General features: G+C 46.4%; 22 protein-coding genes and 1 riboswitch. Of the genes, 2 read left to right on the plus strand and 20 right to left on the minus strand.

Translation table 11 applies throughout. The features are described 5' to 3' along the window. Positions 1-2: 2 nt before the first annotated feature. Positions 3-956: an Hsp33 family molecular chaperone HslO gene (locus tag RIC29_01815; protein ID MEQ8733633.1), complete on the plus strand. Its 954-nt coding sequence runs from the start codon at positions 3-5 to the stop codon at positions 954-956. Positions 957-1,043: 87 nt separating this feature from the next. Here RIC29_01815 and RIC29_01820 read toward each other — a convergent pair whose 3' ends face one another. The 4 genes from RIC29_01820 to metZ form a co-directional block, all read right to left on the minus strand. After that, positions 1,044-2,504, minus strand: a complete 1,461-nt coding sequence (locus RIC29_01820) for a TrkH family potassium uptake protein (GenBank protein ID MEQ8733634.1) — start codon at positions 2,502-2,504, stop codon at positions 1,044-1,046. Between the two features lie 139 nt (positions 2,505-2,643). Beyond that, positions 2,644-3,279 (minus strand): GTP cyclohydrolase I FolE, encoded by a 636-nt coding sequence (folE, locus tag RIC29_01825; GenBank protein ID MEQ8733635.1) that lies wholly within the window; start codon positions 3,277-3,279, stop codon positions 2,644-2,646. A gap of 99 nt (positions 3,280-3,378) precedes the next feature. Then, positions 3,379-3,771 carry a Co2+/Mg2+ efflux protein ApaG gene (apaG, locus tag RIC29_01830; protein MEQ8733636.1) on the minus strand — a complete coding sequence of 131 codons (393 nt, stop codon included), beginning with the start codon at positions 3,769-3,771 and terminating at the stop codon, positions 3,379-3,381. A 57-nt stretch (positions 3,772-3,828) separates the two neighbouring features. Next, entirely contained in the window at positions 3,829-5,022 is a 1,194-nt protein-coding gene (gene metZ, locus RIC29_01835) for an O-succinylhomoserine sulfhydrylase (GenBank protein MEQ8733637.1), read from the minus strand. A 45-nt stretch (positions 5,023-5,067) separates the two neighbouring features. Then, positions 5,068-5,145: riboswitch (SAM riboswitch) on the minus strand. Positions 5,146-5,335: 190 nt separating this feature from the next. On the opposite strand from metZ, the gene RIC29_01840 reads away from it, so the two are divergent. Further along, the gene (locus RIC29_01840; protein ID MEQ8733638.1) at positions 5,336-5,992 is read left to right on the plus strand and encodes a tetratricopeptide repeat protein; all 657 of its coding nucleotides are present in this window, start codon (positions 5,336-5,338) and stop codon (positions 5,990-5,992) included. A gap of 357 nt (positions 5,993-6,349) precedes the next feature. On the opposite strand, the gene RIC29_01845 is transcribed toward RIC29_01840, so the two are convergent. From RIC29_01845 to RIC29_01920, 16 genes are all read right to left on the minus strand, one after another. Next, entirely contained in the window at positions 6,350-6,913 is a 564-nt protein-coding gene (locus RIC29_01845; GenBank protein MEQ8733639.1) for a tetratricopeptide repeat protein, read from the minus strand. A 227-nt stretch (positions 6,914-7,140) separates the two neighbouring features. Then, the gene (locus RIC29_01850) at positions 7,141-9,183 is read right to left on the minus strand and encodes a secretin N-terminal domain-containing protein (GenBank protein ID MEQ8733640.1); all 2,043 of its coding nucleotides are present in this window, start codon (positions 9,181-9,183) and stop codon (positions 7,141-7,143) included. Next, positions 9,183-9,698 (minus strand): hypothetical protein, encoded by a 516-nt coding sequence (locus tag RIC29_01855; protein ID MEQ8733641.1) that lies wholly within the window; start codon positions 9,696-9,698, stop codon positions 9,183-9,185. The genes RIC29_01850 and RIC29_01855 overlap by 1 nt, the downstream gene beginning before the upstream one ends. Next, positions 9,695-10,324 (minus strand): hypothetical protein, encoded by a 630-nt coding sequence (locus RIC29_01860; protein ID MEQ8733642.1) that lies wholly within the window; start codon positions 10,322-10,324, stop codon positions 9,695-9,697. Before RIC29_01860 ends, RIC29_01855 begins: the two co-directional genes overlap by 4 nt. Next, on the minus strand, positions 10,317-11,267 hold the full coding sequence (locus RIC29_01865; protein MEQ8733643.1) for a hypothetical protein: 951 nt from the start codon (positions 11,265-11,267) through the stop codon (positions 10,317-10,319). Before RIC29_01865 ends, RIC29_01860 begins: the two co-directional genes overlap by 8 nt. 58 nt (positions 11,268-11,325) lie before the next feature. Continuing rightward, positions 11,326-12,399, minus strand: a complete 1,074-nt coding sequence (locus RIC29_01870; protein MEQ8733644.1) for a type II secretion system protein GspK — start codon at positions 12,397-12,399, stop codon at positions 11,326-11,328. Between the two features lie 142 nt (positions 12,400-12,541). Beyond that, the gene (locus tag RIC29_01875; protein ID MEQ8733645.1) at positions 12,542-14,476 is read right to left on the minus strand and encodes a tetratricopeptide repeat protein; all 1,935 of its coding nucleotides are present in this window, start codon (positions 14,474-14,476) and stop codon (positions 12,542-12,544) included. Continuing rightward, positions 14,473-15,105: a type II secretion system protein gene (locus RIC29_01880; GenBank protein ID MEQ8733646.1), complete on the minus strand. Its 633-nt coding sequence runs from the start codon at positions 15,103-15,105 to the stop codon at positions 14,473-14,475. The genes RIC29_01875 and RIC29_01880 overlap by 4 nt, the downstream gene beginning before the upstream one ends. Beyond that, entirely contained in the window at positions 15,102-15,554 is a 453-nt protein-coding gene (locus RIC29_01885; protein ID MEQ8733647.1) for a type II secretion system protein, read from the minus strand. Before RIC29_01885 ends, RIC29_01880 begins: the two co-directional genes overlap by 4 nt. Further along, entirely contained in the window at positions 15,551-16,027 is a 477-nt protein-coding gene (locus RIC29_01890) for a type II secretion system protein (GenBank protein MEQ8733648.1), read from the minus strand. The genes RIC29_01885 and RIC29_01890 overlap by 4 nt, the downstream gene beginning before the upstream one ends. A 4-nt stretch (positions 16,028-16,031) precedes the next feature. Continuing rightward, positions 16,032-16,499, minus strand: coding sequence for a type II secretion system major pseudopilin GspG (gspG, locus tag RIC29_01895; GenBank protein ID MEQ8733649.1), 468 nt, complete (start codon positions 16,497-16,499; stop codon positions 16,032-16,034). A gap of 12 nt (positions 16,500-16,511) precedes the next feature. Next, positions 16,512-17,630: a type II secretion system F family protein gene (locus tag RIC29_01900; protein MEQ8733650.1), complete on the minus strand. Its 1,119-nt coding sequence runs from the start codon at positions 17,628-17,630 to the stop codon at positions 16,512-16,514. 289 nt (positions 17,631-17,919) lie between these two features. Beyond that, complete coding sequence (locus tag RIC29_01905; GenBank protein MEQ8733651.1) at positions 17,920-19,359, minus strand: hypothetical protein; 1,440 nt, start codon at positions 19,357-19,359, stop codon at positions 17,920-17,922. Positions 19,360-19,522: 163 nt separating this feature from the next. Beyond that, positions 19,523-21,262: a tetratricopeptide repeat protein gene (locus RIC29_01910; protein MEQ8733652.1), complete on the minus strand. Its 1,740-nt coding sequence runs from the start codon at positions 21,260-21,262 to the stop codon at positions 19,523-19,525. Continuing rightward, entirely contained in the window at positions 21,259-23,313 is a 2,055-nt protein-coding gene (locus tag RIC29_01915; GenBank protein ID MEQ8733653.1) for a tetratricopeptide repeat protein, read from the minus strand. Before RIC29_01915 ends, RIC29_01910 begins: the two co-directional genes overlap by 4 nt. After that, positions 23,310-24,977: a tetratricopeptide repeat protein gene (locus tag RIC29_01920; protein ID MEQ8733654.1), complete on the minus strand. Its 1,668-nt coding sequence runs from the start codon at positions 24,975-24,977 to the stop codon at positions 23,310-23,312. The genes RIC29_01915 and RIC29_01920 overlap by 4 nt, the downstream gene beginning before the upstream one ends. Positions 24,978-24,979: the final 2 nt, after the last annotated feature.

Consider the following 24,979-nt stretch of genomic DNA (forward strand, 5'->3'; position numbering starts at 1 on the left):
CTATGACTGCGGGCCTCTCCACAAGCCGACCAGGAGTTAGCCAGCCATTTCTGCTCTATGACGGTGCAGTTCGAGGCAGGCTGGTAAGGCTCAATGGCGTAGCTGAAACAATTCTAAAAGCTCACGACTATCCAGATGCGGTGCTAAAAATCTTGGGTGAAGCGATGGCTGCATCCGCAGCTCTCGCTGATGGATTGAAGTTTAATGGTTCCTTTACGCTCCAAGTCCAAGGGAACGGACCAATTCATACCTTGGTCACAGACATTACCAGCGAAAGAGCCATGCGAGGGTGTGCAAAATTTCATGCCGATCAAATGCCTACTGAAAACGTGCAAGAGGGTGAACAACCTTCGCTTCTGCATCTTATGGGAACAGGGCACATCGCTTTTACGGTAGACCAGGGCCCGGATACTGATCGTTATCAAGGCATTATAGAACTCGCTGGGAGTTCTATAGGAGACTGTGTGCATCAATATTTTCAACAGTCGGAGCAGCTTGAAACCGCCATTAAGATTGTTGCAGGCCGCTCTAACCCGGGCGATCAATCGTCCGCTTGGCAAGTATCTGCCATACTCGTTCAGCGTATGCCATCAGAAGGCGGTAAAGCTCCCACAGAAGCTGAAGAAGATGCATGGAGAACCGCTGTTATTCTGCTGAGTAGTGTCTCAGAACAAGAATTGCTCAGTTCAACTTTGTCAGAAGAAGACGTTTTAGCCCGCTTATTTGGCACGGTCGGGGGCCGTATACTAGATCCGCGTCCCCTTACGGTTGGCTGTCGTTGCACCCGTGATAGATCGGCAAAAATCCTGGCGTCATTTCCTATGGATGAGATTATGTCTATGTCGGAAAATGGAAAGATATCGATGACGTGCGAGTTCTGTGAGATCGATTTCGATTTTTCCGAGCAAGAACTGCGTGCTGTAGCAGAAAATGCTGCTGCGGATTCTGAAACTTAATTACTTAGCCAACCTCATTACCGTTTTTTCTGTTAAATTTGTTCTGAACGATTTGGACCCAGATTAGGTGCGAATAGGGTGGCTAAATTAACCGCGCCAAAACCGTGGTAAAACAAGAACCAAGACCGTGTAGAGTTCTAAACGTCCAAGCAACATGCCGAGTGCGAGCAACCATTTTGCTGCATCAGGTAAGGTGGCATACGTACCCGCTGGACCAATAATAGGTCCTAGTCCGGGGCCTACATTTGAGACCGCGCTGGCCGCGCCAGATATTGCTGTAATGAAATCAAGACCAAGGGCCGCGAGAGCCACACCAAGGACGCAGACGGTCAGGGCATACAAATAGAAGAACCCCATAACCGATGCCGCAACGGATTCGTCAATTGATCTGCCGTTATAGTAGGGCGTAAACACACCGTGTGGTTCCAAAAGCTGTCGTAATTGGACACGCGCCACTTCGAAAAGCACTTGAAAACGGAATACCTTGATGCCGCAGGTCGTCGAGCCAGCACAACCCCCAATAAACATAAGCATAAATAGGACAACCAAGACAAAGCCCCCCCAAAGGCTGAAGTCAGCTGTGGCGAAGCCTGTGCCAGTAATAACGGAAACAGTGTTAAATGCTGCAAACCGCAACGCAAGAACGGGCTCGTAGGTGTCTGTGATGACAAGATAAACCGTTACAAGCCCAACAAAAGTGATAACTGTGCTGATAAACCACCTGACTTGGCTGTCGTTCCACAATGCACTGCTGCGACCACGGATCACCTGAACATACAGTAGAAAGGGAATGCCGCCGACAACCATTCCTATAATCGCTAATGCATCAATTAATCCACTATCAAAGTAGCCCATAGAGGCGTCATGATTAGAATATCCGCCTGTCGCGATGGTCGTCATGGCATGTACTGTTGCGTCTAATGTGCCCATGCCTGCAAGCCAGTAAAACAGCGCCCACAAAGCAGTTAGAAAAACAAAGACGATAACCAGAGCTGCAGCAACTTGCGTGGCACGAGGTAATACTTTTTCTTGCGCCTCGAACCCCTCTACTTTGAACATTTGCATGCCGCCGACCTTCAACATAGGCAGTATGGTCAGCGCCATAATAATAATCCCAAGGCCGCCCAACCATTGAAGAATGCCGCGCCATAACAAAAGACCCGGAGGTGCAGCGTCTAAATTGGTAATTACAGTTGCGCCAGTCGTGGTGATACCCGACATAGCTTCAAAAAAGGCATCGGTGAAGTTCAACCGATAATCAGAAATCATAAATGGTAGAGAGGCAAAAGCAGGTAAGACAATCCAAGACAATGTCGTTAATAAAAACGCTTGTCGCAAGGTAAGAGTAACCTCGCCTGTTCGCGTTGTCATAACAGTCGCTGTGCCGACAAAAAGAGTGAAGGCACCGGCTGTTGCGAAAGCTGTCCAGTCTGGGTTGCCAATGCTGAGATCAACGATCGCAGGAATTCCCATTCCCAACGCGAGAATAATGAGAAGCAGCCCGATGACAAGAAATACAGGCCGAAAGTCTATAACGATGTACGTCATGGCAGCTCAGCCCCGATTATCTGCCGTATTGAAATACAGCAAGCTGACGTTTATCAGCAATTCAGAGCATAGAGGAGGTGAAACGAACTCAAAAGCCCTCAGCGCTAAACAGCGCGTCAAATATTGAAGTGTACAGCGCTTACTTCCCTATAAAAGCAAGGAACTCTCTTCGGGTCGATGCATCGTCGCGGAATGCTCCGAGCATAGTGCTTGTCACCATTGTTACATCAGGTTTGTGAACGCCTCGAGTACTCATACATTCATGGTTACCTTCGATGACAACGGCGACACCTTTAGGAGTAAGGACGTCGTTGATTGTGTTTGCAATTTGTGCCGTCATCTTTTCTTGGATTTGCAAGCGTTTTGCATACGCATCAACGACACGCGCAAGTTTTGAAATACCGACGACTTTATTGTCTGGCAAATACGCGACGTGAGCTTTTCCAATGATAGGAACCATGTGGTGCTCGCAATGAGATTCGTAATCGATACCAGTGAGGACGACCATTTCATCGTAGCCCTCTGTCTCTTCAAAAGTTGTTCGCAAAATTGCCTCTGGATCTTGCCAGTATCCCGCAAAAAACTCTTCATAGGACCGTGCCACCCTATCAGGTGTTGCAAGAAGCCCTTCTCGTGTTGGATCGTCGCCAGCCCAACGGATCAGAGTTCGAACAGCGGCCTCGGCCTCCCCACGTGTCGGGCGGTCCGCCGTGACTTTGTTTTCGCCATGGTCTTTAGGTATTTTGTCGATTGTTCCTAAGTGGATTTTTTTCATTTTTGCTCCCTTCGGACCGCCGAAGCCCACAAATCTGCTGTTAAGAACTTTTCTTTTACGCTCTTGTTACGAAGTCGCCAACTTGTCGGATCAGTAATCCTAGTTGACGGACGCAGAATCGTATGGGCTATCAAGGGAAAATGCTGGAATCTCTACGTTAAAGCGCTCCCCAGCAGAGCTTTCCATTTCGTAAGTTCCAACCATAATGCCTGATGGTGTAGGGAGTGGTGTACCGCTTGTGTACTCGTAAGATTCGCCTGGGTTGAGAATAGGCTGCTCTCCTACAACTCCAGCACCTTTTACTTCCTGCAATCGCCCCAACTGGTCAGTTATACGCCAGTGTCTATTCATTAGTTGGACCGTCTCATCCCCTACATTTTCTATATTGACCCTATAAGCCCATACGTAACGTTCTTCCTCCGGTTCTGACTGTTCATCCAGATAAAAAGGTTGAACTTTGATTCTTATTTCACGTGTTGTTTTTTCGTACATCTCAAATCAATCAAAGTTTAATGCTAATTTAAAACTGCCCACGACCATATCCAACAGTCAAGCCGACAAGGCTTGGTTAATATCTGCGATAATATCTTGAACGGACTCTAATCCCACTGAAAAACGTAGAAAACCGGGTGTTATGCCGACGGTTTCTTTTTCATCATCGGTCAGACGTTGATGGGTTGTTGTCGCTGGATGACAGATGAGACTTTTAGCATCCCCAAGGTTGTTTGAGATATCGATCACTTTAAGCTTGTTCAAAAACTTAAATGCGCTTTCTTTTCCGCCTGCTAATTCGAAAGCAACGACCGTTCCGCCACGTTTCATTTGCTGCATAGCAAGGTGATGTTGCGGATGTGATGACAATCCTGGATAAAGCACCTTAGTAAATTCCGATTTACGTGAGAGATACGTTGCTATTTCTAGTGCTGAGTCGCAATGGCGATCTAGACGCAGCGAGAGCGTTTCTAATCCCTTCAACAACACCCAAGCGTTAAACGGACTCAGTGAGGGGCCCGTGTGGCGGATGAATGGCGTCAGTGTATCTTCTATAAAAGATTTCGTTCCCAGAACTGCGCCGCCGAGGCACCGGCCTTGTCCGTCAATATGCTTGGTTGCTGAGTAAATAATGACATCAGCACCTAACTCTAAGGGTTTTTGTAGCTCGGCTGTAGCAAATACATTGTCAACAAACACAGTTGCACCAGCTGTGTGAGCGAGCTCGCAAACCTGCGCCAAGTCGATAATTTCAAGTCCAGGGTTGGATGGAGACTCAAGAAAAACCGCATGTGCGGGTGTAGCGAGTGCTGTTCTCCATTGATCAATATCCCGACCATCAACGATCTCTGTGATGACACCCATGCGTGGCAATAATTCAGTGCAGATATACTGACACGAGCCGAATAGGGCCCGCGACGCGACCAAGCGGTCACCCGCACTTAAGTGGCTGGCAAGTGCTGCAAAGACAGCAGCCATCCCACTACTTGTTGCGCGGCAATCTTCGGCACCTTCGAGCAATGCGAGGCGTTGCTCGAACATCGTTACCGTTGGGTTTCTGAACCGAGAGTAAACATAGCGCTCAATCTCTTGGTTAAAAGCAGACTCAGCTTCCTCGGCGGTCTTGTATACATAGCCAGAATTCAAGAAAATGGCTTCACTGGTTTCATCAAATTGGCTGCGGACTGTTGCCCCGCGCACGGCCTGAGTTTGCGGCTGCCAATTGCGTTGGCTCTCATAATCGATGGTCATTGTGTGCCCTTTTAGACAATAAAAAACCCCCGACCGGTTGAGGCGGGGGCAGAGCCCTCGACCTTTTTAGCGATTTATTTAACGTGGCCGCAATCCGGTCTTCAAATCACCACACCTCAGATTTTAACCGTATTTCCCAGGTAATCAAGTCTCCAGGCTTGTCGATGCAGACTAGGCTGGAAAATAAGCAATAACTTTTTCATTTGAACCATTCGTGCCGGTTGACTAGAACACTAGGTAATCTTGAATTTTCAGTCTCTTAGCTCGTTATATTTTAAATGGGATGGGCTGGTATACATAAAGGTAAAGTAAAATGAGCCAAGAAAAATTAGAGGCGGCCCTAAGCTTGCATCAGGCAGAACAGTTTGATCAAGCAGAAGAAGCTTATTTGAATATTCTTGTCGACGAGCCCAAAAATGCAGAAGTTCTGAAACTTTTAGGGGTTCTTGCTTGTCAGCGCAGTCAATTTGAAGATGGCATAAGTTATTTGGAAGCTTCAATTGACGCGGATCCATCGGTTTCTGAATACCATCACGTGCTGGGTCATAGTTATCTTGTTGCAGGACGGATAGATGATGCAATTACGTCTTTTATTAAGGCTGGAGAAATTGACCCTGGGCGTGAAGATGTCTTCGCAGCTTTAGGTGATACTTATCAGAACATACAGAAATTTCCTGAGGCTCTGAAGGCGTATCATCAAGCGGCTGAAATAGCACCAGATCAAATTAAGTATCATGTGAATGCTGGGTTAAGCGCTATTTTTAGCAACCAGTTCGAGATCGCGGGCAGGTACCTAAATTATGCACTTGAACGCACAAAAGACTTCCCCCAGGTTTATTATGGTTTGGCCCTCGTGGAGGCCGAGAAGAAGCAGATTGCCAATGCGCACGAGTTTATTTCAAAAGCGGTCAAACTCGACCCAGATAACCCTGAGTATCAAAGATTGCAACAACAGTACGCGGCTCAATAACACAATCTGTACGGCGTTATTTTTAATGCTTCAGAGTAAAACTTGTGCGTTCTGGGGGAATCTATTAGCGTTTCACTTACATTACATTCCTCGTCGACGTCTAGGCTGAACCTGCGTTCCTGTTAGCAAGGTTATCACATGTGCAAGCGTCGCTAAGAACAACAACGCCAATATGACCATGAGTAACCCATAATTTAGGATTCGTGGGTTTAACGGATCTGGTGGTTGTTTCGCCCTATAATAGCAGAGGCCAAGCAGTCCGATTTCTAGAACCAAAACACCTATAGTGATTGCAAGCTCAATTTGTGTGGTCATATTTATAAGTCTTTGAATTGCCCGATTTCTTCACCCTGACCTTTAGTTAAAAATGGGATCTTTCTGGCCATCTGGGCATGGTTGATAATAGTCGTCGCCCATCTCTGCGAATTTAGTCGGACGTGTACCTGGATCACCTTCCTGCCATTCTATGAGACCTAAATCAATTAGGCGCCGAAGATTGAAGTTCGCGAGCACACTATTTCCTTCTAAATAAGCTTTTCGATACCATTTTGCCGCTTTGGAGAAATCACGATCTAGTCCACCTTTACAGCTGTCATAAGCCTCAGCCAAGCTAAACTGAGCATCAGGATGACCTTGCAGCGCTGCTTTTCTGAACCACGGTATAGCAGATTCCCAATCAACGGATTGAACGCCTTGTCCCCTAGATAACATAAAAGCATACCAATACTGCCCCAGGTCATAACCTCCTTTGGCAGACTTTTCCATCCAATGTATCGCATCCTCATGAGAGAGGGGGGCACCAGCTTCTAGAAGATAGGCAGACCCAAGGAAGTACTGTGCTCTTGGGTCTCCGCGAGACGCAACATCTTCTAGAATCTCAATGCCTTTAGATTGATTACGTTCTAGTCTGTCTCCACTCATGTAGCGAATTGCTAAGTCAATTAGAGCCTCGTCAGACCCGGCTTTACCTAAGTCTTCCAACTGCTCAGCAGTAAGAGTGCTATGGTAAGAGTCATTCGGGTACCAATAGTCCCGAGTTTGTTCCGACGTTCGGTATGTTGTGCATGCGGCAAGTGCGAGAACGCATGATATTCGTAATAGAGCTCTTACCGGCTTTAGAATTGCTTGGGTATCCATAGTTATATGCATCATTCTTGTTCAGGATATTGTGGATAGGAATTTTCAAGCTCTCCGAGCTGTGATCTGAATGCATCACGTACCAATCGTGACGTATCTCGATTATCGATTATATAAGGGGTAAGTAAGACGATTAGCTCTGTCCTATTTAGGCCCTGCGACTGATTCTTAAACAGATTGCCCAACAAAGGAATATCTTTCAGATATGGAATTCCATTATTTCCTTTGCTGAAATTTTCTGAAATCAGTCCTGCCAGTAAAACTGTTTCGCCATCGTCGATTGATAAAGTGGTTGAAAAGCCCCGTGTAAGTATCAAGGGGCTTTGTATGCCAGAAGTATCGTTTGCTTGTGCATCACTTACTTCTTGTTGAATTGTTAGTTCAACACGCTGGCTAGAATTTACGACAGGGGAAATTGTCAGCACCACACCGGTGTTACGATATTGTACTTGTTGCAGTATGTTGCTGGTCCCATTTGTAGATCCGTCTGGTGCAGTTTGCTGTGTTGTAATGATTGGCACCTGAGTTCCAACTTGCATTGTCGCAGTTTTACCGCTGGCGGCAACCAGTCTCGGGCTGGATAAAATAGAGACCCTGCTTTCATCTGCAGCAGCATTAAGTGAAGCCGTGAAACTTCCATTATCGCGAATTAGATTAACGGCGAGGCCCTCGCTAGACTCAATTGTAAAAGAGTTTGATGCAGATGCAGTATCATCAAAATTTAATACGGCACCTAATGACTGACCTTGATCCAAAGTTACCTCTGCAACAGTTGCCTCTATGAGTACTTCATAGGGCGCTTTGTCCATTTGATCCGCTAAAGACCTAAACTGAGAATATTGTTCTGCAGTGCCTTGGAAAATAATTGCATTTCTTGATGTGTCGACCACGACAGAATTTTTGGCCGCTTGCACAGTTGTTTGCTCGCCGTCTGTTACCGTGCCTTCCCCGCTAGTCCCTAGAACCTGGCTTATCAGAGCAGCAACTTCTTCAGCATTCGTGTTCCTGATCTGATGATAAAACACACCACTAGTGTTGATTGTCTGTCCAGGCTGATCTAATTCAGCCGCCCAGTTGGTGACATGCCGCAAGTTTTGCTCACTCGTGGCGAAGACAATGATAGTGTTAAGTGCTTGCACAGGTATTAGCTTGATGGACGCTACAGAGTTAGAACCTCTTTCAATTGAGTAACCCTCTGCTTGAAGAACTTCTAAGAGTTGCGTGGTGAGCCGGTCAACACTCCAATAAGCTGGCGATATCTTTAAACTCCTGCTGCCCGCTAGTGTTGGCTGATCTAATATTTCTATCAAATCTAGTGCAGCCGCAATGTCCTCTCCGGTGCCTAGTAAAATCAAAGCATTTGAAAATGGAACAATGAGAATATCCAGCCTTCCTCTAAGGGTAAGGCTGAGCCAGTTCTGCATCGTTTGAACGCGGATGTTATCAACGGTTGCATAGTAAAATACAGGCCTCATGTCGCCAGGGACATTTGAAAACGCACGAGATCTAATGATACGGGGGATTTCTGTTTGGGCCTGCGCATTTTCAATGACGCGATAGACACCATTTTGATAAGCAATACTGATGCCGTAATTTGCTAAAACTTGCGTAACAAGTTGATAGAAAGAGTCCGGTGTTGCTGGTTCTGCAGTACGCAGTGTGACGAGCTGTTCTCTGGACAGAACTGCGCTATCTATCTCAAATGTTAAATTAAGTAGTTCACCGAAGACAGTGTTTATAAATGCGGGAAGGGCTACGCCTTCGAAGTTAATACTTATGTTTTGTCCGGTTAAGGATGGTGGCTGATCGCTAACAACGGGTGCGCCTGCATTCCTGCCAATTGGCGTCATTAAACCGGGTTCGGCTAATAATTTCTCGCGACCAGCGGTAGGGCCCGAGAGTTGGGCAGGCGCAACATCTGAGTCCGCTGAATCTTTCTGTTTAATTAAAGGCGTCGTAATTGGAGTCCGCGGAACCGTTGTGCAGCCAGTGATTAAAAATATAGATAGTATAACTGCGAACGGTTTAACCGAATTTCTAGATGGTAAATTCATCAGTCCAACTCCAAACTTTCGGCGTCACTAAAAAGTGCGATACGCATGCTCTGGCTTTGTTTTTCAAATTTTATCTCATTTTCCGCGATCATAGTTAACACTTCACCTCCTGGCAGAGTGTCTCCCGTTTCATAGAGATTTAGCTTACCGGTCACTAAGTTGAGGGTCACGGCGTTCCATTTTTTACCTCTGCTCACGATGCCCAATAGCTGCCAGCGGTCCCCGTCAAGTGAAGTTTCAACCGCTTCTTCCACTAAAGGAGCTATGCTGAGTGGCTCGCCGCCGAATAGCGGAGCAGCTAGCATCGTGTCGATATCAGGCTGAATATTTAGAGTTGCTCGCGCAGGAAGTTGCCAAGAGCTGTTAAGGTCTGAGTTGCTTCCTGAACTTACAAGCCCCAGAATTGCAGCCACTACTCCGAGGGCAACAGAGCATGAGACAACAAGGATTGATGTCATGTGGCCTTTTAAGGCTTTCACAAACGACATGATCTGATGCTTTATGTCAACGTTCATCCTGCGCCATCTCTTATTTTAAGCACGGTCATGAGGTCCATCTCAACTCTTGCATTTCTTCCCGGTCGAATAATCAATTGCTCAACTATCACCCAGGGTTGACTGGTTGCGGTGTCGTTCAAAAAACGGATTAGACCTACTTCTTCCAGCGGTGCTAACACTTTTGCTCGTATGTGCTGCAGTGACGATAAAGTTTCAGAATTTGCGCCAATATTTCCAACAGGACCTCTGGAAAGCTGTACTTGGCGCACTTCCATCCCATGTTTTTCTAGATTCGTGCGTATCCATCTTTCAAAGCCAGCTTCTGCTAGGCCAGGTGTGTCACCAGGCCAATATCTTTGTTCTAGTTGGCTGACGAATTCCTCAGCTTCAGCTGCTCGCTCTGGCCACCTTGTTTCGCTAACCTGAGCCTTAAGTTGAGCCAGCTTCGCCTGTGATGACTGAGTTTCGACTTTGGTTTTGCTCGATAAGCTCTCTAAATAAATTACTGGTCCAATATAAAGAAGGCAGCCGAAAACTAAGACAAGCCATTTAAGTCGCTCATTAGCCCTTAACTCGGCCTTAAAGTCGAGCATGAGCTCTTTAACTTTAGGAGAGATAGTCTTTAACGTGTTGTATTTATCCATTCTGGCTCCCCTGTCTTGAAGAGGCGATTTTCATTCTCACTATAAGCGTTTGACCTCTCGTGCTTGCGCTGACGTTGGAAAATAAATCGTCATTCTCAAAAGCTTTTATAAAAACCCTTGGATCGAGTTCCGAACTAAGATCGAGGCCAAATTCTAGGTCACCAGAATCGTACTCCCAACTGAGCAAAGTTACACCGTGCTCATAGAGCAGGCTATGAGCACGGGCGAGTATTTCAATTTGATGGGGGTACTTGTGCAGTGATGAGATGTCTTCCGCAGTTTCAAGAGCAATTAATGCATTGAGCCGGTTTGCTCTAATGGACTGACTAGTGTCCTCTATTGCCGCAATTTCTTTATTAATAAGCCAATTCTGAGTCATGTATGTTGTTATCTGTGCAAGAAAGAAGGTGATAGGCAATATTAATAAAACCGTCGCGAAAGTGCGTGCCGGTCGATAGTTAACTACATAACTAATCAAATCACCGCTATTTGGCTTCTCATGCCAAGTTTTATCAAGCCATACCGGCTCTATTACATCTGGCAAACCGTTGCCTGCCTGTTGTCCTGCTATGCGGGAGAACAAATACCAGTCGTTCACTGTAGGCGTGTTCTGCCACCATCGTGAGGCCATGAGTATACCGTTTTTCCAGAATTGGCCTTCTATACCATTTACACACGTCACAAGACGTAGACCGTCGGTTATATTCTGCCGAATAAAGGCTTCTGGTATTACTTTGCATTTGATTGGATCGTAGCCGAGTTCTCTAATCTGGCTGTGTACTTGCTTTTTGTCCCATGCAAATACACAAGCAACATTTCCGGACCATGCGACTGCATAACCAGTATCATCAAACGGCGACCAAGCCTCCACTTTCAGACTGAGAGCAGAATCTTTTTGTCGTTCACTTAATTGCCCAGGAATTGAGAGGGTGACATGCTTCAAGTGCTTTCGCGCGGGTACCCAGATAACGTTTCTATCGGACTCTTCAGCACTTTCTAAATCAATCTGCCCCTCGCGCAATATCTTCGGGCTTGGGGAAAGTATATTTTGGATTGATGTCTGCCACTCGCTCTTGGATGACTTTAGGAATTTTATAAACATAGTCTATTTGCCAGGGCTGGTCTGGCTCCCTTCGAAGTAATGTAAGAGAGAAGCGTATTGTTTCATTTGTTTCTCTGTCTATAAGGTCAATTATAAAGCACAGTCCTGGCACAAAACTGTAAAAGAAAGGTTGTGCTACCAGGATTAATCCAGCCGCATTTCCGATGTCTTGAATATTCCGGAAAGGATACGTTTCGCGGGCAGTCATTAATAGACTAGCCGTATCAGCGCTGACCCCTTCTATGTAAGTTTGTAGCGCTATTTGTGGGGCCGTATTCGGATTGAATCCATTAGACCTACAGGTCGTCAAAATTGGCGTTGTATAATGGTTTTCCCAAATTTCTGATGCTGCTGACCAACCAATTATTCTTTGAGCTTCTAATGGGGTTAGGAGTTGAAAATTGGCTGGGCGAGTAAGCCCTAAATTATTGTAGTCATTGATTTCGGCACCAGAGAGTCTCGTTAGATCATCCTCATCGCGATAGTCAAGTAGCGTATCAATCAAGCTATCGTGAAGCGTTTCGTTGATGTTCAATGATGTAAAGAAACGTTTAAGGGTGGTGTTGTTCGCAACATTCAGATTAACCAATCCTCTGCCGTCTTGGATTTTAATCGCATATCTAGGATTGCTTGAGACTGTTGAGATTCTACCGTCAAGAATGATCGTCTCACCGTCACCAAATTCAGTGTTTAATGTGTCACTGAATGGATCCAGACTAGATCCTGGTTCTGGTAGTTTGTCTACAATCACGCCACGGAATGTCATGGGTTGCCTAGCGAAGGCAAATATTATTTCATTGCGAATATTAGCAAAAGCAAGTTCTGAGTCTGCTTTGTTTTGGACGGCTATTGCATTGTTAACTGCAGTTGAAACCCACTCAGACAATACTGCTGCCGCTAAACCCATAACGGCAATGATCCATAAGGATAATGGCAGTATGAAACCACGCGACAGTTTGATAGAAATTTTCATACAATGGATGTTTTAAGAAAACTCTCTAAAGCTGGTTTGCAGAAGTGACACATAGAGTTTCGTATCGGTGAGCAACAAACTATCTAAAAAATAGACTTAGAGCCACACCGGCTACCTATAGAGAAAAGCGTCTTCAGGCGAGTTAATTACCTGTAAGATTTTCGCCGCTTGAAGTCAGTATTGCTAATTCCTTTTGAACCGATTTTAGCGCTCTGTCCCAACTGCTGTTTGATTCCTGTCGCGATATCCGCATAGACGGATACCAGAGATTGTCATCTGTTTCGCAAAACCAATACCAAAGCCAACCTGGGCCAATTTTTGGCACTAAATTCCAGGTTGGAACCCCCAAGGCACCAGCCATATGGGCGGTCGCATTACTTGTGGTGATTACGGCGTCTAGCGCGCGAACTTGGTTGGCAAAATCATCAAGACTCAGCAGTGGGTCAATATCTGAGTCTATTATTAATCTGCTTGATATGTGCTCTGGCAGTTTCCTGATCTCTTCTGCGACATCACCATATTGTAAAATCACAAAAGCGCAGTCTTTAGTTTCTAAAATTGCCTTGAAGTTTTTCAGAGGAATAGACTTAAAATTACCATTGAGTTGACTCGCGCTTTTCCAGGAAAGGCCGATCAATTTTTTCTGCTGGTTTAGGGCGAGGTATTTATTTCGAAGCGCAGCGCTTTTGCTTTGATCGGCTCTGAGATAAAAATCATGTCTGGGAAAATCTGCTACCTTCTTTCGATAGAAAGAGGCCAGCGTAAATGCAGGAGTCTGTAGCGTAACACCCTCCAAAAGGCGGGGTGATTCTGAAAGCTCATTATTGCTTATGCATTTGGCATTCGGGAACGAGCGCGTTGTTATTGGCTTAAGTCTTTCACTGGTTGCAATAACAAGGGGAACGCCATCCGCGTAGGCATCTGACACGCACCCCAGTTGCAGTATTTCGTCACCTACTCCTTGGTCAGTCCAAACCAATAAAGAACCAGGTCCTGATGGTGGGGTTGTCAGTGGCGCTAAACTTGCACCCACAGGACTGAATTTGACGCCTGTCTGTCCATACCTCAGGGAGTAGAAATTCCAAGCCTGATTAAAATCACCTATTTGGAAATAGGCACCAGCCATATGATAAGCCGCTGTATCGAAGTTTGGTTCTGCTGTAAGTGCACGGGAGTAGTATTGTATGGACTGGTCAAACTTCTGTTCTATGAAGTAGGTGAAGCCGATCATGTCCAGAATGACAGCGTGATTCGGTTGAAGTTTTATAGCCGTCAGCAAATGTTCTCGGGCAAAACCAGGCTCTTCATACTTGTATAAGTCTGCTAAGTTGAGATGTGCTTCAGCAAGGTCAGGGGCAAGTTCAACAGCTCTCTTACACGATGCCTTGGCGGAATCGCTGTGTCCAAGGCGGCTTTCAACTAAACCAAGATTGCTCCAAAGCATAGCTGATTTGGGAAGCATTTTCAGTGCTGATGTTAGGAAAGACCTGGAATCTTCATATCTTTCCTCATCTATTGCGATCAGACCTTTGATCATGAGTATCCCTGGGTCAGCCGTTTGCTGTGCTAAAAAATAACTATAGTCAGTGTTGAGTGCGTTCAGTCGTCTCTGCTTCCTGAGAAGCAAGGCTAAATGTACGAAGGCATCATAAGACTTGGGATCGAGTTCTAGGGCCTTGCGGTAGTTTTCTTCTGCTAAGTCGGGCTTCTCTAATCGATTATAAACATGACCTAAATTTGCATAAATTTCTGGTCGTGAACCGTCTAATTTTTCTGCTTTCCTTAGTATTCTTCTGGCTGCGTCTGGGTTGCCGTTTTCCAGATGAATCAAACCTGATGTGTTAAGGATTATTGAGTTGTTTGAGGCGAGTGACATGGCGCGTCTAATGGTTTTGTATGCATTTTCTGTCTCTTTAAGTGCCCGATAAGAAAGCGCTAACAGATGATATGCATCCGCATTATTGGGGTGCGTTATAAGTATTTTACTACACTTATTGAGGCACTCGCGGGCATTCCCCTGGTGTAATTGCTGTGCAGCCTCTTTGAGTTTGAAGCCAATATCTGGGTCGGCAATCATCTACTGATGGTGCCGAATGGCCCGGTGCGCACGGGACTAAGGCGATTATGAGGTCCCATTACTCGGATAACGGAACTGAAGAGTGGTAAGCCGGATTCGATTTTGATGGAACTCGGCGTTTGCTTAAATTTTTCATCTGGATTCAAGACGCCCGGGCGAGGTGGCCAACTCGTTCTCCAGTCGCCGGACCGGCCTCGGTAGGAAAACTCACCAGTATCACCTTCCCATTTAGCCAGACGGACTGGGTTATATCCTTCCTCCAAGTAAACGAGTTCTGTCACGTTATCTCTAGATACATACTGAAGAGCCATTTCAAATGACGTTGGAGCACCCATGGTGCCTCTGAGGGGTGTTAAAGTTAAACCTTTGATGCGACGCTCTTGGCCAGAAAAGCTATTTTCACTTTCGTCAAGGCTGGGCACAACGCCTACGAGTGGACTTTTAATAACACTGTTTTGTAAGCTGACTGTCTCTATCCTTACTAATTCATCTGCAACTCGTAATCGAGTATTGAGAACGATTCCTAGCCCCTGCATCAGAATGGCTGTTATTAAACTGGTAATTGTCAGCACGACGATGACTTCAAGTAATGTAAATCCTTTATCAGACTGATGAGAGGTAAGAATCATTCTGGGTCTGCAAAAGGGAGGCTGGTTAAGAAGCGCTCATAACCAACTTTACGAACATTGAATTTAAACCAATCTTCTTCAGCGGTTAGAACGTTTACCTCAACGTCGTAAAAACCAACTTTATAGCCAGCTAAGCCTGTTCTTGTTTGTATTGTGTCGTTTGGAGTGACGAGCACGGTACTGTTCCATTCGAAGCTATAGCTCCCCATGTCCATTGCACCCGAAGGGTCGGATAAGGGATTGATAGGATCTATCAGCGCTAGGATAGATTCCATTGCGATAGACCGTGAACTGGCATCAGCGGCGCGTGAGAGTTGGGTGAGAGATTCACTGATAAGCAGCATAATAGGAAGGATAGTCATCCCAATAATTACGACTGCGACAATCGCTTCAATTAACGTGAACCCCCGTCTCAGCTGAAGTTGCAACGTGTGAATGTGTTCTGTCATTTTTCGTCTGTTGTGATCTGACAATACGGTGGGGTCAGATTAAGCTCTAGTATTACGGATCCCGTCGAAATGGTGACTTGCCCACCTGAGCAAAACCCTGATGCCCGATAAAGTATCGGGGTCGGAACCTCAATATCCCAACCTAATGGTACATCGATTTTTGCAGGAAATAACATGGTGCCTATAAATGGGCCGAGTCCATCCAGGTTATTTATGTCAATGCGTTCGTCTGGGCCTTCTGTGAGAGGATCAATCTTAGTTTGATCAGTAGCCATCAAAACATAGTCTTGATTGGTGCTATAGGCTTGAAATGGAAGGGTGTTTATGGACCTGAATAAGCTATCACGCTCGTTTGCGAATAAGACGCGATCAAAGAGGCGTGGTAGGTTTGGTAGAACCACAGCTGCAGCTAGACCGATAATGAAAACGACCACGAGCATCTCGAGCAGAGAGAAGCCTGCGATTGATTTCATGGTATTAGGGTGTTGTTGAGGCCAAGAAGCCCACATCCGCGTCCATTCCTTCCCCCCCTTCTTTTCCGTCTGCCCCAAAACTGTAGAGCGTTATAGAAGTCGAGGTGTTTGGCTTATATTGGTAAGGACTTCCCCAAGGGTCCAGAGGTACGCCTTCTGATAGGTATGGACCTTGCCATTTACGTCTTGTTCTATCATCCGCTGGTGCTGTCATCAGAATAGACAACCCTTCCTCAGTTGTTGGGTACCTTCCGACATCAAGTCTTAAAGTATCAAGAGCGCCTTTTAACATTCTTATCTGTGTATCAGCCGCTGTAACCCTTGAGCTATCTACACGTCCGAGTAATTGAGGACCGACTAAACTAGCCACCAACCCAATGATAACGAGCACAACAAGCATCTCTAGCAAAGTGAAACCGCGATAGTTTGCGCTATGTTCACGGGGCTTAGTTGATCGATTAGTAATTTGCATGGTTAAAGTTCTCTATAGTGAGACCTGATTTACACTTGTGATAGCTAGCATAATGGCCGTAACGATTCCACCGATCACAACTCCAATGAGTATTATGGCTGCGGGCTCGAGAATAAGCAGAAAGCGTTTCATCCTTTGACGGCCTGAATCTTCATAAAGCTTGGCGAGTGAAGTCAGCATACTTGGCAGTTCGCCAGATTCTTCTCCGACCTGCACCAGGCTTAATGCTGTGTCTGAAAAAGTTTCTTGATCGCGCATTGCGATCGACAATGACTTTCCGGCGCGTACTTGCTTGCTGACTTGTTCCATGCGGGTACTAATAGTCTTTATCCCGAGCGTCCCTCGCGCAAATTCAAGAGCTTTGATGAGATCGACTCCATGACGAAGCATCGTTCCAAGCATTGAGGCCCATTTTGCCAGTTCAGCTTCTTTAAGCCAACTCCCGAGCAACGGCAAGGTCACCAGATTCTGACGCATCCAATCTCGTGCGACCGGTTGCTTATATCCCCAACCCAGAAATATCAGCGCGATAGCTAATGCTGTGAAAACGATCACCTTGTTCTCGCTGAGCAACATACCCGTGGATAGAACCACTTGGGAGAGGAGCGGGAGAGGCTCTTTAGATGCGGAAAGCATTGCTGAGAATCGGGGAACGACGATTAGAAATATAAATAAAACGGCACCAAGTCCTGCCGAGACGAGTATCGCAGGGTAGGTTAGTGCGTTTTTGATATCCTGTTTTATTTGATACTCGTATTCCATTTGTGTTGCCGTATCAGAAAGCGCAGGTCCAAGTTCGCCGATAGACTCTCCTGCTGCGCTGAGTTGAAAGGCATAACCGGGTAGGCTGGGTAAGGCACGTGCAAGGGCGCTAGAAAATGATGCGCCTGATCTGAGCGCCTTTGACATACTCTCGAAGGCTTCGATTAACTGAGAATGCAAACCCTGGGACTTGAGAGTGTCAACAGCCGTTATGAGTGGGACACCTGAATTGAGGAGAAGCGCTAACTGTTTGACAGTCAGGATGTAATCTTGCGGCGAGGGCGCACGTTTTCCCGAGAATAGGCTGGTCTTGTTTTTTCTTGGTTTTTGGCGTTCTAAAGAAACCGGGGTTAATCCCCTTGAGGCCAATAGTCTCAGGGCCTCTTTTTTGGTATCGGATTTAATATGGCCAACCAGAGCCTTCCCAGTGCCGTCTACAGCCTCATATTCGTACGCTGACATTGAGTATCTCTTGCTGAAAATACAGGCATCATTAGTAGCTGTAACAGTCTACGAAGATAAGTTAATCCAATGTCATGTTGGAGAACGTGTGATTCAATTTTCACACAATAGCCAAAGAACACTAAAGAAAAAGGGGAGAGTGCGACGCACTCTCCCCTTTACTCAGCTCAAATAGAGCTGAATTATTTTATCAAGCTTACGGGTTAGCAGCTCTCGCGCCTGACAGCTCTGTGAAGTAGTTATCAACAGAGTTGAACATCACATGCTGCACGTAACCGTCGATCGCGCCTGAGAACTCAAGGCGGTACTGAATGTTAGATGCTGGTGCACCAACAACAGCTTCGATCTGCTGCATGCTAATTTGCAGCGATGATTTGGCTTCGATGCTTTCCGTTGTGTAAGTACCGATCGTCGCACCAGTATTATCGTTCTTCACGACAATGGTTGCGGTACCCGGTACGGCACCGTTGTTCGTGATCCGTACAAAGGATTGGAACAATGTTCCGCCATCACCAAACGTGGACTGAACCGTATTGAGTTCTGTGGTGAATCCACTGCGGCTCAGTGCTGCAGTTGCACCTGACGCACCTGGTGAGGCGGCTTCAGTCGCCGAACCTGATGTGAACGCAATTGCAACTGTACCTGCAGCCCATTCAGAAATGGCTGTTGAGCCATTGAACTGAACTTCAACATCAAACGACCCCGTTAAACGGGCCTCGGTTGTAATGTTAAACGAGGCAACAGACCCTGCCGTTGTTGTTGGTGTGAACGATGCCATCGTTGCGGTTGCAACGCCAATCTCACTGATTTGCAGTTTTGTCGTGGCTGCATCAGTCAACACACCATGAGTGACAGTCAATTCGACAGTGCTAGATAGGGTGCTAACAGTAGTAGCAAAGACGGTAGGTGAGCCTAATGCCGCATTCGTAACACTGGGGTTTAAAGTGGAGTTCACTGTCGCCAGGCTACCCGTTGTTGCTGCGCCGGTCAGCTTGCTAAACGCCGTCGGCGTTGCTGTATTGCTGATGTTGAGTGTGCCACCAGCCGTGACAGAGCCTGAGAGAGCATTGACACTCGTCACGAGGTTCGTACTTGTGATGGTTTCAAATGTTGTACGAGACGTTGTCCCAAGGGCAATACCGCTGATCGAAATGTTCGCCCCAGCAGTCGCGAGACCATTGGCTTCGTCGTACGTAATGCCAGATAAGATTAAGACATCAACGCGAGGTGTGGTCGAAGAAGCAAGGCAGGTATCAACAATAATACGGTCTGTCAGCAACTGAACGCTACAGCCGGTGAAGCTAACAGCAGTTAATGAACCGCCGGTCGATTCTGCAAAAACACCGAGTGATTGTGTGAAAGCATTAAAGTCAGCCCCGGTAAGGTCCAGGTTAACATCGAATGTTGATGTCAATCCGCCTGGTGCCGCGAAATCAATAGCAAATTGCTGATCACCAACTGTGATGGTAGCCGGTGTTGCGCCGCCAAAAATTTGAGCAGCAACCTTAGGAGTATTGAAAGTGCCTGGGATAGCACCAACAGCTGCATCAGCTTTGATGGTCGCTGCGTAAGAAGCCGTAGATAGGGCCGTTGTTGCCAACAGAGCGCTACCAATTTGAAGTGTTTGTCTTTTCATAACTAAAGGATCCCCTTAAGTTTCCAGATATCTGATTTAAAAGGTTACGCGCATGCATACGCGTGCGCCCGTCAGCGCGCTGCTATAACACTGGTTCAGGGGGGGAAAGTCAAGCGATAAGGTTGGGAGAAAATGGGGGTGATGTATATTTGCCACACACGCCTTAATCTAGCGTTTTAGAAACGCCCTTAGCGTGCTGATTATTTGAAAGATCACGGCTTATTTTCCTTATGGGTGAAGTCCACAAGCCGTTGATAGGTTTACGATAAATCTTCACTGATTCGTACCATCTGGTGCGTTCGCCCGCTGCCGACCAGTACCAAAGCCGGGCGCGCCCCGCGGGCACGACAACCCAGGTGTTCAGGCCAGCTCCGCCCGCCAGGTGAGCCGCAGTGTTGCTGCAGGTCAAAACCAAGTCCACAGCCGCCAGCAAAGCTAGGGTGTCGTCAAGGTCTCCATCCAGGTCAATAGAGTCTAAAGTAATGATAAATTTGGCCAAATTCCTCGGCAAATGATGAACATCATTTGCTGCTTCTCCATATTGAGCATTGAGAAAAGTAAGGTCTGGCAATGTGAGTAGATTTTTCCACTGGTCCAAGGGGATGGTTTTGTCAGACCCGATTGTCGCGTTGGAACTGGCCCAAGAAAGACCAACGAATTGCATTTCTTTTCCGTATTTAGCCTCTAAGTCTTGTCGGATGAGCTGGCTTTTATCAGAATCGGCAACCAGATAAGGAGTTGGGTGAGGAAAGGATGCAGCGGTTGGCCGGAAAATAGCCCCCAAATCAGCCAAAGACAGATGAAAATCGAATTGTCTTAACGTGTCTGTGCTCATTTCATCTGGTCTGCCTGCTTCAATGGACAGATTTTCTATGCCTGAAAATGATCTTTTGAATAAAGTTAAGAGTTTCGAAGAGCATAGAAGTTTGCAGTTTTCAGCAGACTTGGCGAGTTCAGCTAGCAGCCCCGCATAAAGGATTTCTTCGCCGAGCCCCTGTTCTCCCCAAATCAAGACCCTCCTGCCCTGGACGTTTTCACCGCTCCAACGCGGAATGCATAGGTCCATATTTCTATAATATGGAGCGTCTGAGTCCGCCCGCAGGCGATAATCTTTCCAGCCCTTCTCAAAATCGCCCAGGCTTAGCAGCGCCAGTGAGCGATTTACTTTCGCGTTTACGTTTTTTGGATCAAAACTCAAGGCTTTGTCATACGCGTTGACGGCTTGCGACTGGCGATCAAGTGCAGCTAAATAATTGCCATAGTTCGTATACGCCGCAGACCAATTTGGCCGCAATTTGATTGCTGTTTCGATGTGATGAACGGCCGCTTCAAGGTTTTTGGTGCCAGCGCTTAATCCAGCAGCAACAAAATGAGTGTCCGGATCATCAGGTTGTAGTCTTAGAGCCTTACCAATGGCTTGGTGCGCTTCTTCCAGCCGGTTTAATGCGCCAAAACATTTAGCCAGATTATAGTGGGCTTTTGCAAATTGCGGCGCGATTTCTATTAGCTTTTTAAAGTGCGGCAGTGCCGCTTCCATGTGGCCTTCATCGTAGAGGACGCAACCCAAGTTTAGAATAGCGTCTCCATAGCCTGGATCGATTTTCAGTGCAGACTCGTAGGCCAACGTGGCCTGTTCTGGATGTTTGATATCCCTGCATAAATTGCCTTTGTTGAAATGGGCGGCAACCATATTCGGGGCAATAGAAATTGCGCGATCAAAATACTCCAAGGCTTCCTGGTAGGCTTTATTCTGATGGGCAATAACACCCAGCAGATTAAGGGCATCTGGTTGAAGGGGGTCTTGAAGCAGCACGGCGTGGTATAGCCGTGTTGCTTCGTTGATGTTTCCAGCTTGGTGATGGCGAAGTGCAGCTTCAAGCTTTTGAGCTAAAGCATTTTTCATGGTTTTGGGTGTGTTGCTGAAGGTGTGCCTGCGATCCAGGCTTTAAGACTCTTTACCACTTTCTCAATGACGCTATGCCACCAATGACTTGTCTGAGATCCGACGTTTTGCTGTCTAAACAACCGAACAGAATCGTACCAAGGACTATTCGTGCGCTCCAAGAACCAGAACCATAAGGGGCCTAATCCTTGTCGCGGTAGCATGACCCATGTTGGCACCCCCAACGCCCCGGCAACGTGCGCCGTCGTGTTTGAGATTGTAATCACCAGATCCATCGCTGCAACTTGGGCAAAAAACGAGTCCATATCGATCAACTGATCAACCGTATCGTCATTGTAAATTTGAATATTTGTTAAACTTGAAAATTCATTGAGTTGATCTGTGACGTTTCCATATTGCAGGCTTACAAAGAAAATTTTATCGGTTTCTAAGATCGGTTTTAGAGCCTCAATGGGTATCGCTTTGAAGTCTCCAATCTGTGAGTTCAGGCTGTGCCAAGCAACGCCGACAATTTTTTTTCCCTCGGCATGCTTAAGGTATTTTTCCCTCAATACCGCGACCAATTTTCTGTTTGCTTTGAGGTATCCCTCGGTTCTTTTTGGAAAGTCGTCAAAACTTCTCCGGTAAATTTTTCCAATATGCAGGGCCGGAAATTGGAAATCAGAATTTAAAACTGCCTCTGAAAGGCGTTTCACGTCTTCACCTGAGATCACGTCAACGCTCGGAAATGAACGTTTGAAAACGGGCACCATCCGGCTTGAGCATTTAACAATCACTCGTCCGGCCTGTGGTATCAATTCGCTGATCAAAGCAGACTGAAGGATATGTTCTCCTAGGCCTGCTGTGAAGAAGATAAGAATTGTTTTTTCAGTAAGGTCTTCTCCCTGCCAAAACTTCAGGTCGTTTTCTCGTTGCTCTATGGAGGTTGTGTCCATCAATTGCGCTGCGAGTTCTGACCACCCTTTTTCAAACTGACCAAAAAGCAGGTGTATATGCGCAATGGCTATTGCCGATTTTATATAATTTGGGTCAAGTTTTATTGCTTTTTCGTAAAAAGGCAGGGAAAGCGCATGAAGGCCGAGGTCTTGCAGCATAACGCCAATGTTGTTCAGTGCGGCTGTGGACGTCTTTACGGTCATCGAATATTCTAGAAGCTTCAGGGCGGGCCAGGGACCGGAGTCCTCGTGAGCTATGGCTGCTAAGCTGTTGAAGGAATCCGGTGATATCCTGTCTTGTTTTGTCGCCTCGAGTAAGTGCGTGGCCGCCGCGTCGTGATCGCCTGCGGCTTGATATACGAAGCCCAAGACAACCGAATAAGCCGGGTTGTCCGGGTCCAGGTTTTTTGCTTTCTCGCAATGTTCAATTGAGTCTTTGAACTGTCCATCTCTCGCAAGTGCAATTCCCAGAAAGCTGTGCGCTTGAGGCCAATCTGGTTTGTAATCTAAAGCTTTTTTCGCATAGTTAATTGCTTGATCAAATTGCCATATATCTGAGTAGGCATTAGCAAGCTGGAAGTTTATAGTTGGGTCTTGCGGTTGCAAATGTAATGCCTTCGAGAGTGCCTCTACGGCCCCCGCGGGGTTCCCAATGCGCGCGTAGCACAAGCTCATATTAATGTGCGCTTTAATGTCTCCTGGATAATTCCCAATATACTTTGATAGAAACTCTATAGCTTTGCGCGGCTGATTGTTTTTTTGAAGCATTAAGGAAATATTGAGAAGAGCATCTTTGTGCTGGGGATCGTGCGCTAGAGCATTACTATATGATAGGTATGCATCGTGGACTTTTCCTGCGTCGCGTAATGCATTGGCTTTATTGTAATGAACATTTGGTAGTGTCGGCGCGGAGTCTATGGCTTTGTCAAAAAGCGACAAGGCTTTGTCTATATCGCCCTCATGATGGGCAATTACACCGAGTAGATTCAGAGCATCAGCTTGTGCGGGATCTAGATTAAGCACTTCCAAGTATAATTTTTTCGCATCAGCTAACTGCTCTGCTTGATGATGTCGAACGGCAGTCTCGAGAAGTTTTGATATCGATGGTTTCATCATAAGGGCTGATCAGTTGCCGACCGGCTTGATCGCCATTCGTTAAAGGCCGCTGCGACTTCTGGTAACAAGTCCTGCCACCATTCAGTATTGTCGGGCTGTATTGTTTTCTGTCTGAACAGACGTGCCGAAGAATACCAAGGGCTATTAATTTTATTTAAAAACCAGAACCAGATTAGCCCGCGTGCCTTTGGTAACATAGACCACACGGGTATACCCATTGAGCCTGCAATGTGAACATTTGAGTTAGAAGTAGATATTACTAAATCCATAGCTGCAATCTGAGAGAACACAGGATCTAAATCTCCGAAGGGATCAATGTCTGGGTCTTGGTATATTTCGACACCTAAACTGTTCTTCACCTCGGCCAACTCTTGAGTGCAGTCTCCATATTGGAGGTTCACAAAGAAAATATCATCTGCTTCGAGTATAGGCTTCCAACTCACCAAGGGTAGCGTTTTAGACTCACCAAACTCCGAATTTTTACTTCTCCAGGAAAGGCCGACGATGCGCTTTCCGTTAGCCATCTTTTCGTATCTCTGTCGGTAAGTTTGAGTAAGCGCCTTCTCATCTTTTAGGAAAGCCCTCTGATGAGGAATTTCATCTAAAGATAATCGAAAACGACTCATCATACTGAGGGCGGGGTATTGGAAATCAAAAGGAGGATGGGACGCCTTTACAGTGCTCGCATGGTCTTTCCAAGCAAGGACCGCGATATCTGGAAAGCTTCTTTTCATAATCGGCACAAGTCTAGTCGAGCACTCGAATGTGCATGCTGCGCCTGCTTTTATTACATCCGGAATTATGCTGCTGCTCAGAATTTCTTCGCCTAGTCCTTGCTCTGTCCAGAGAAGCAGTTTCTTTTTTCTAATGGACTCGTTTGCTAAGTATTTAGGGGGCTCTGCACGTCTGTGAGACTTGGCGTTATGGAAGTGATCAAATCTTTTGTCAAAATCTCGCCACCCCCTAACCAGGTCGCCAGACAAGAGTAAAAAATTACTGAGTTCATATCTATACTTATGATTCTCTGGTTCAACTTCAATGGCTTTATCGATAAGCACCATTGCGATTTCGACGAAGCCGCTGTCAAAAAGTAAGGCAGCTGAATTGCTATATGCAGCGCCGAGATTGGGGTTGAGCCTTGCGGCCATTTCGAACGCATGCAAGGCCGCAGTATCGTCTTTGAGTTGCCGTTCTACGACCCCTAGGTTGACCCAGATGTCTGGGTCTTTATCGCTAAGGCTGAGGGCTTTTGTGTAGCGTTCTTGAGCTTCGTCGTATCTTTCTGCGTCTTGCAGGGCCCGGCCTGCGTTGTAGTGTGCATCGACATCATGGGTGCCAAACCGGAGCGCTTTTTTATAGGCTTTTATTGCGTTGTCATATTTTTTCAGGTTCCTAAGTGCTGCCCCCAAATTAATGAACATCGCAGCGGAGGCAGGACCAATTTTAATCGCTTTGCTTATAAAGTCCTCTGCTTTTTCGTATTGCTCCACTTGCAGGGCGATTGTTCCCAGCCTGAATATGGCTTCAGCATGTCTCGGGTTTTGAGTGAGTATTGCTCGGTAAAGATCTTTTGCCTGACTTAGATTTCCAGCAGTATGTTGCTGAATAGCAGCCCTCAGAAAAGCCTTCTCGTCAATTTTCGGAAAGGGCTGTTTTACCGCCAATT

This window comes from Rhodospirillaceae bacterium (assembly GCA_040219235.1).
Classification (GTDB): Bacteria; Pseudomonadota; Alphaproteobacteria; order Rhodospirillales; family Rhodospirillaceae; genus WLXB01.

Bases quoted from the DNA above. Each gene is read 5' to 3' on its own strand.
- RIC29_01915 (MEQ8733653.1), bottom strand. From the start codon at position 23,313: ATGATGAAACCATCGATATCAAAACTTCTCGAGACTGCCGTTCGACAT.
- RIC29_01875 (MEQ8733645.1), bottom strand. From the start codon at position 14,476: ATGATTGCCGACCCAGATATTGGCTTCAAACTCAAAGAGGCTGCACAG.
- RIC29_01820 (MEQ8733634.1), bottom strand. From the start codon at position 2,504: ATGACGTACATCGTTATAGACTTTCGGCCTGTATTTCTTGTCATCGGG.
- RIC29_01910 (MEQ8733652.1), bottom strand. From the start codon at position 21,262: ATGAAAAATGCTTTAGCTCAAAAGCTTGAAGCTGCACTTCGCCATCAC.
- RIC29_01870 (MEQ8733644.1), bottom strand. From the start codon at position 12,399: ATGAAAATTTCTATCAAACTGTCGCGTGGTTTCATACTGCCATTATCC.
- RIC29_01860 (MEQ8733642.1), bottom strand. From the start codon at position 10,324: ATGGATAAATACAACACGTTAAAGACTATCTCTCCTAAAGTTAAAGAG.
- RIC29_01850 (MEQ8733640.1), bottom strand. From the start codon at position 9,183: ATGAATTTACCATCTAGAAATTCGGTTAAACCGTTCGCAGTTATACTA.
- RIC29_01815 (MEQ8733633.1), top strand. From the start codon at position 3: ATGACTGCGGGCCTCTCCACAAGCCGACCAGGAGTTAGCCAGCCATTT.
- RIC29_01840 (MEQ8733638.1), top strand. From the start codon at position 5,336: ATGAGCCAAGAAAAATTAGAGGCGGCCCTAAGCTTGCATCAGGCAGAA.
- apaG (MEQ8733636.1), bottom strand. From the start codon at position 3,771: ATGTACGAAAAAACAACACGTGAAATAAGAATCAAAGTTCAACCTTTT.
- RIC29_01880 (MEQ8733646.1), bottom strand. From the start codon at position 15,105: ATGATTCTTACCTCTCATCAGTCTGATAAAGGATTTACATTACTTGAA.
- RIC29_01890 (MEQ8733648.1), bottom strand. From the start codon at position 16,027: ATGAAATCAATCGCAGGCTTCTCTCTGCTCGAGATGCTCGTGGTCGTT.
- folE (MEQ8733635.1), bottom strand. From the start codon at position 3,279: ATGAAAAAAATCCACTTAGGAACAATCGACAAAATACCTAAAGACCAT.
- RIC29_01905 (MEQ8733651.1), bottom strand. From the start codon at position 19,359: ATGAAAAGACAAACACTTCAAATTGGTAGCGCTCTGTTGGCAACAACG.
- RIC29_01885 (MEQ8733647.1), bottom strand. From the start codon at position 15,554: ATGACAGAACACATTCACACGTTGCAACTTCAGCTGAGACGGGGGTTC.
- RIC29_01855 (MEQ8733641.1), bottom strand. From the start codon at position 9,698: ATGAACGTTGACATAAAGCATCAGATCATGTCGTTTGTGAAAGCCTTA.
- metZ (MEQ8733637.1), bottom strand. From the start codon at position 5,022: ATGACCATCGATTATGAGAGCCAACGCAATTGGCAGCCGCAAACTCAG.
- RIC29_01845 (MEQ8733639.1), bottom strand. From the start codon at position 6,913: ATGAGTGGAGACAGACTAGAACGTAATCAATCTAAAGGCATTGAGATT.
- gspG (MEQ8733649.1), bottom strand. From the start codon at position 16,499: ATGCAAATTACTAATCGATCAACTAAGCCCCGTGAACATAGCGCAAAC.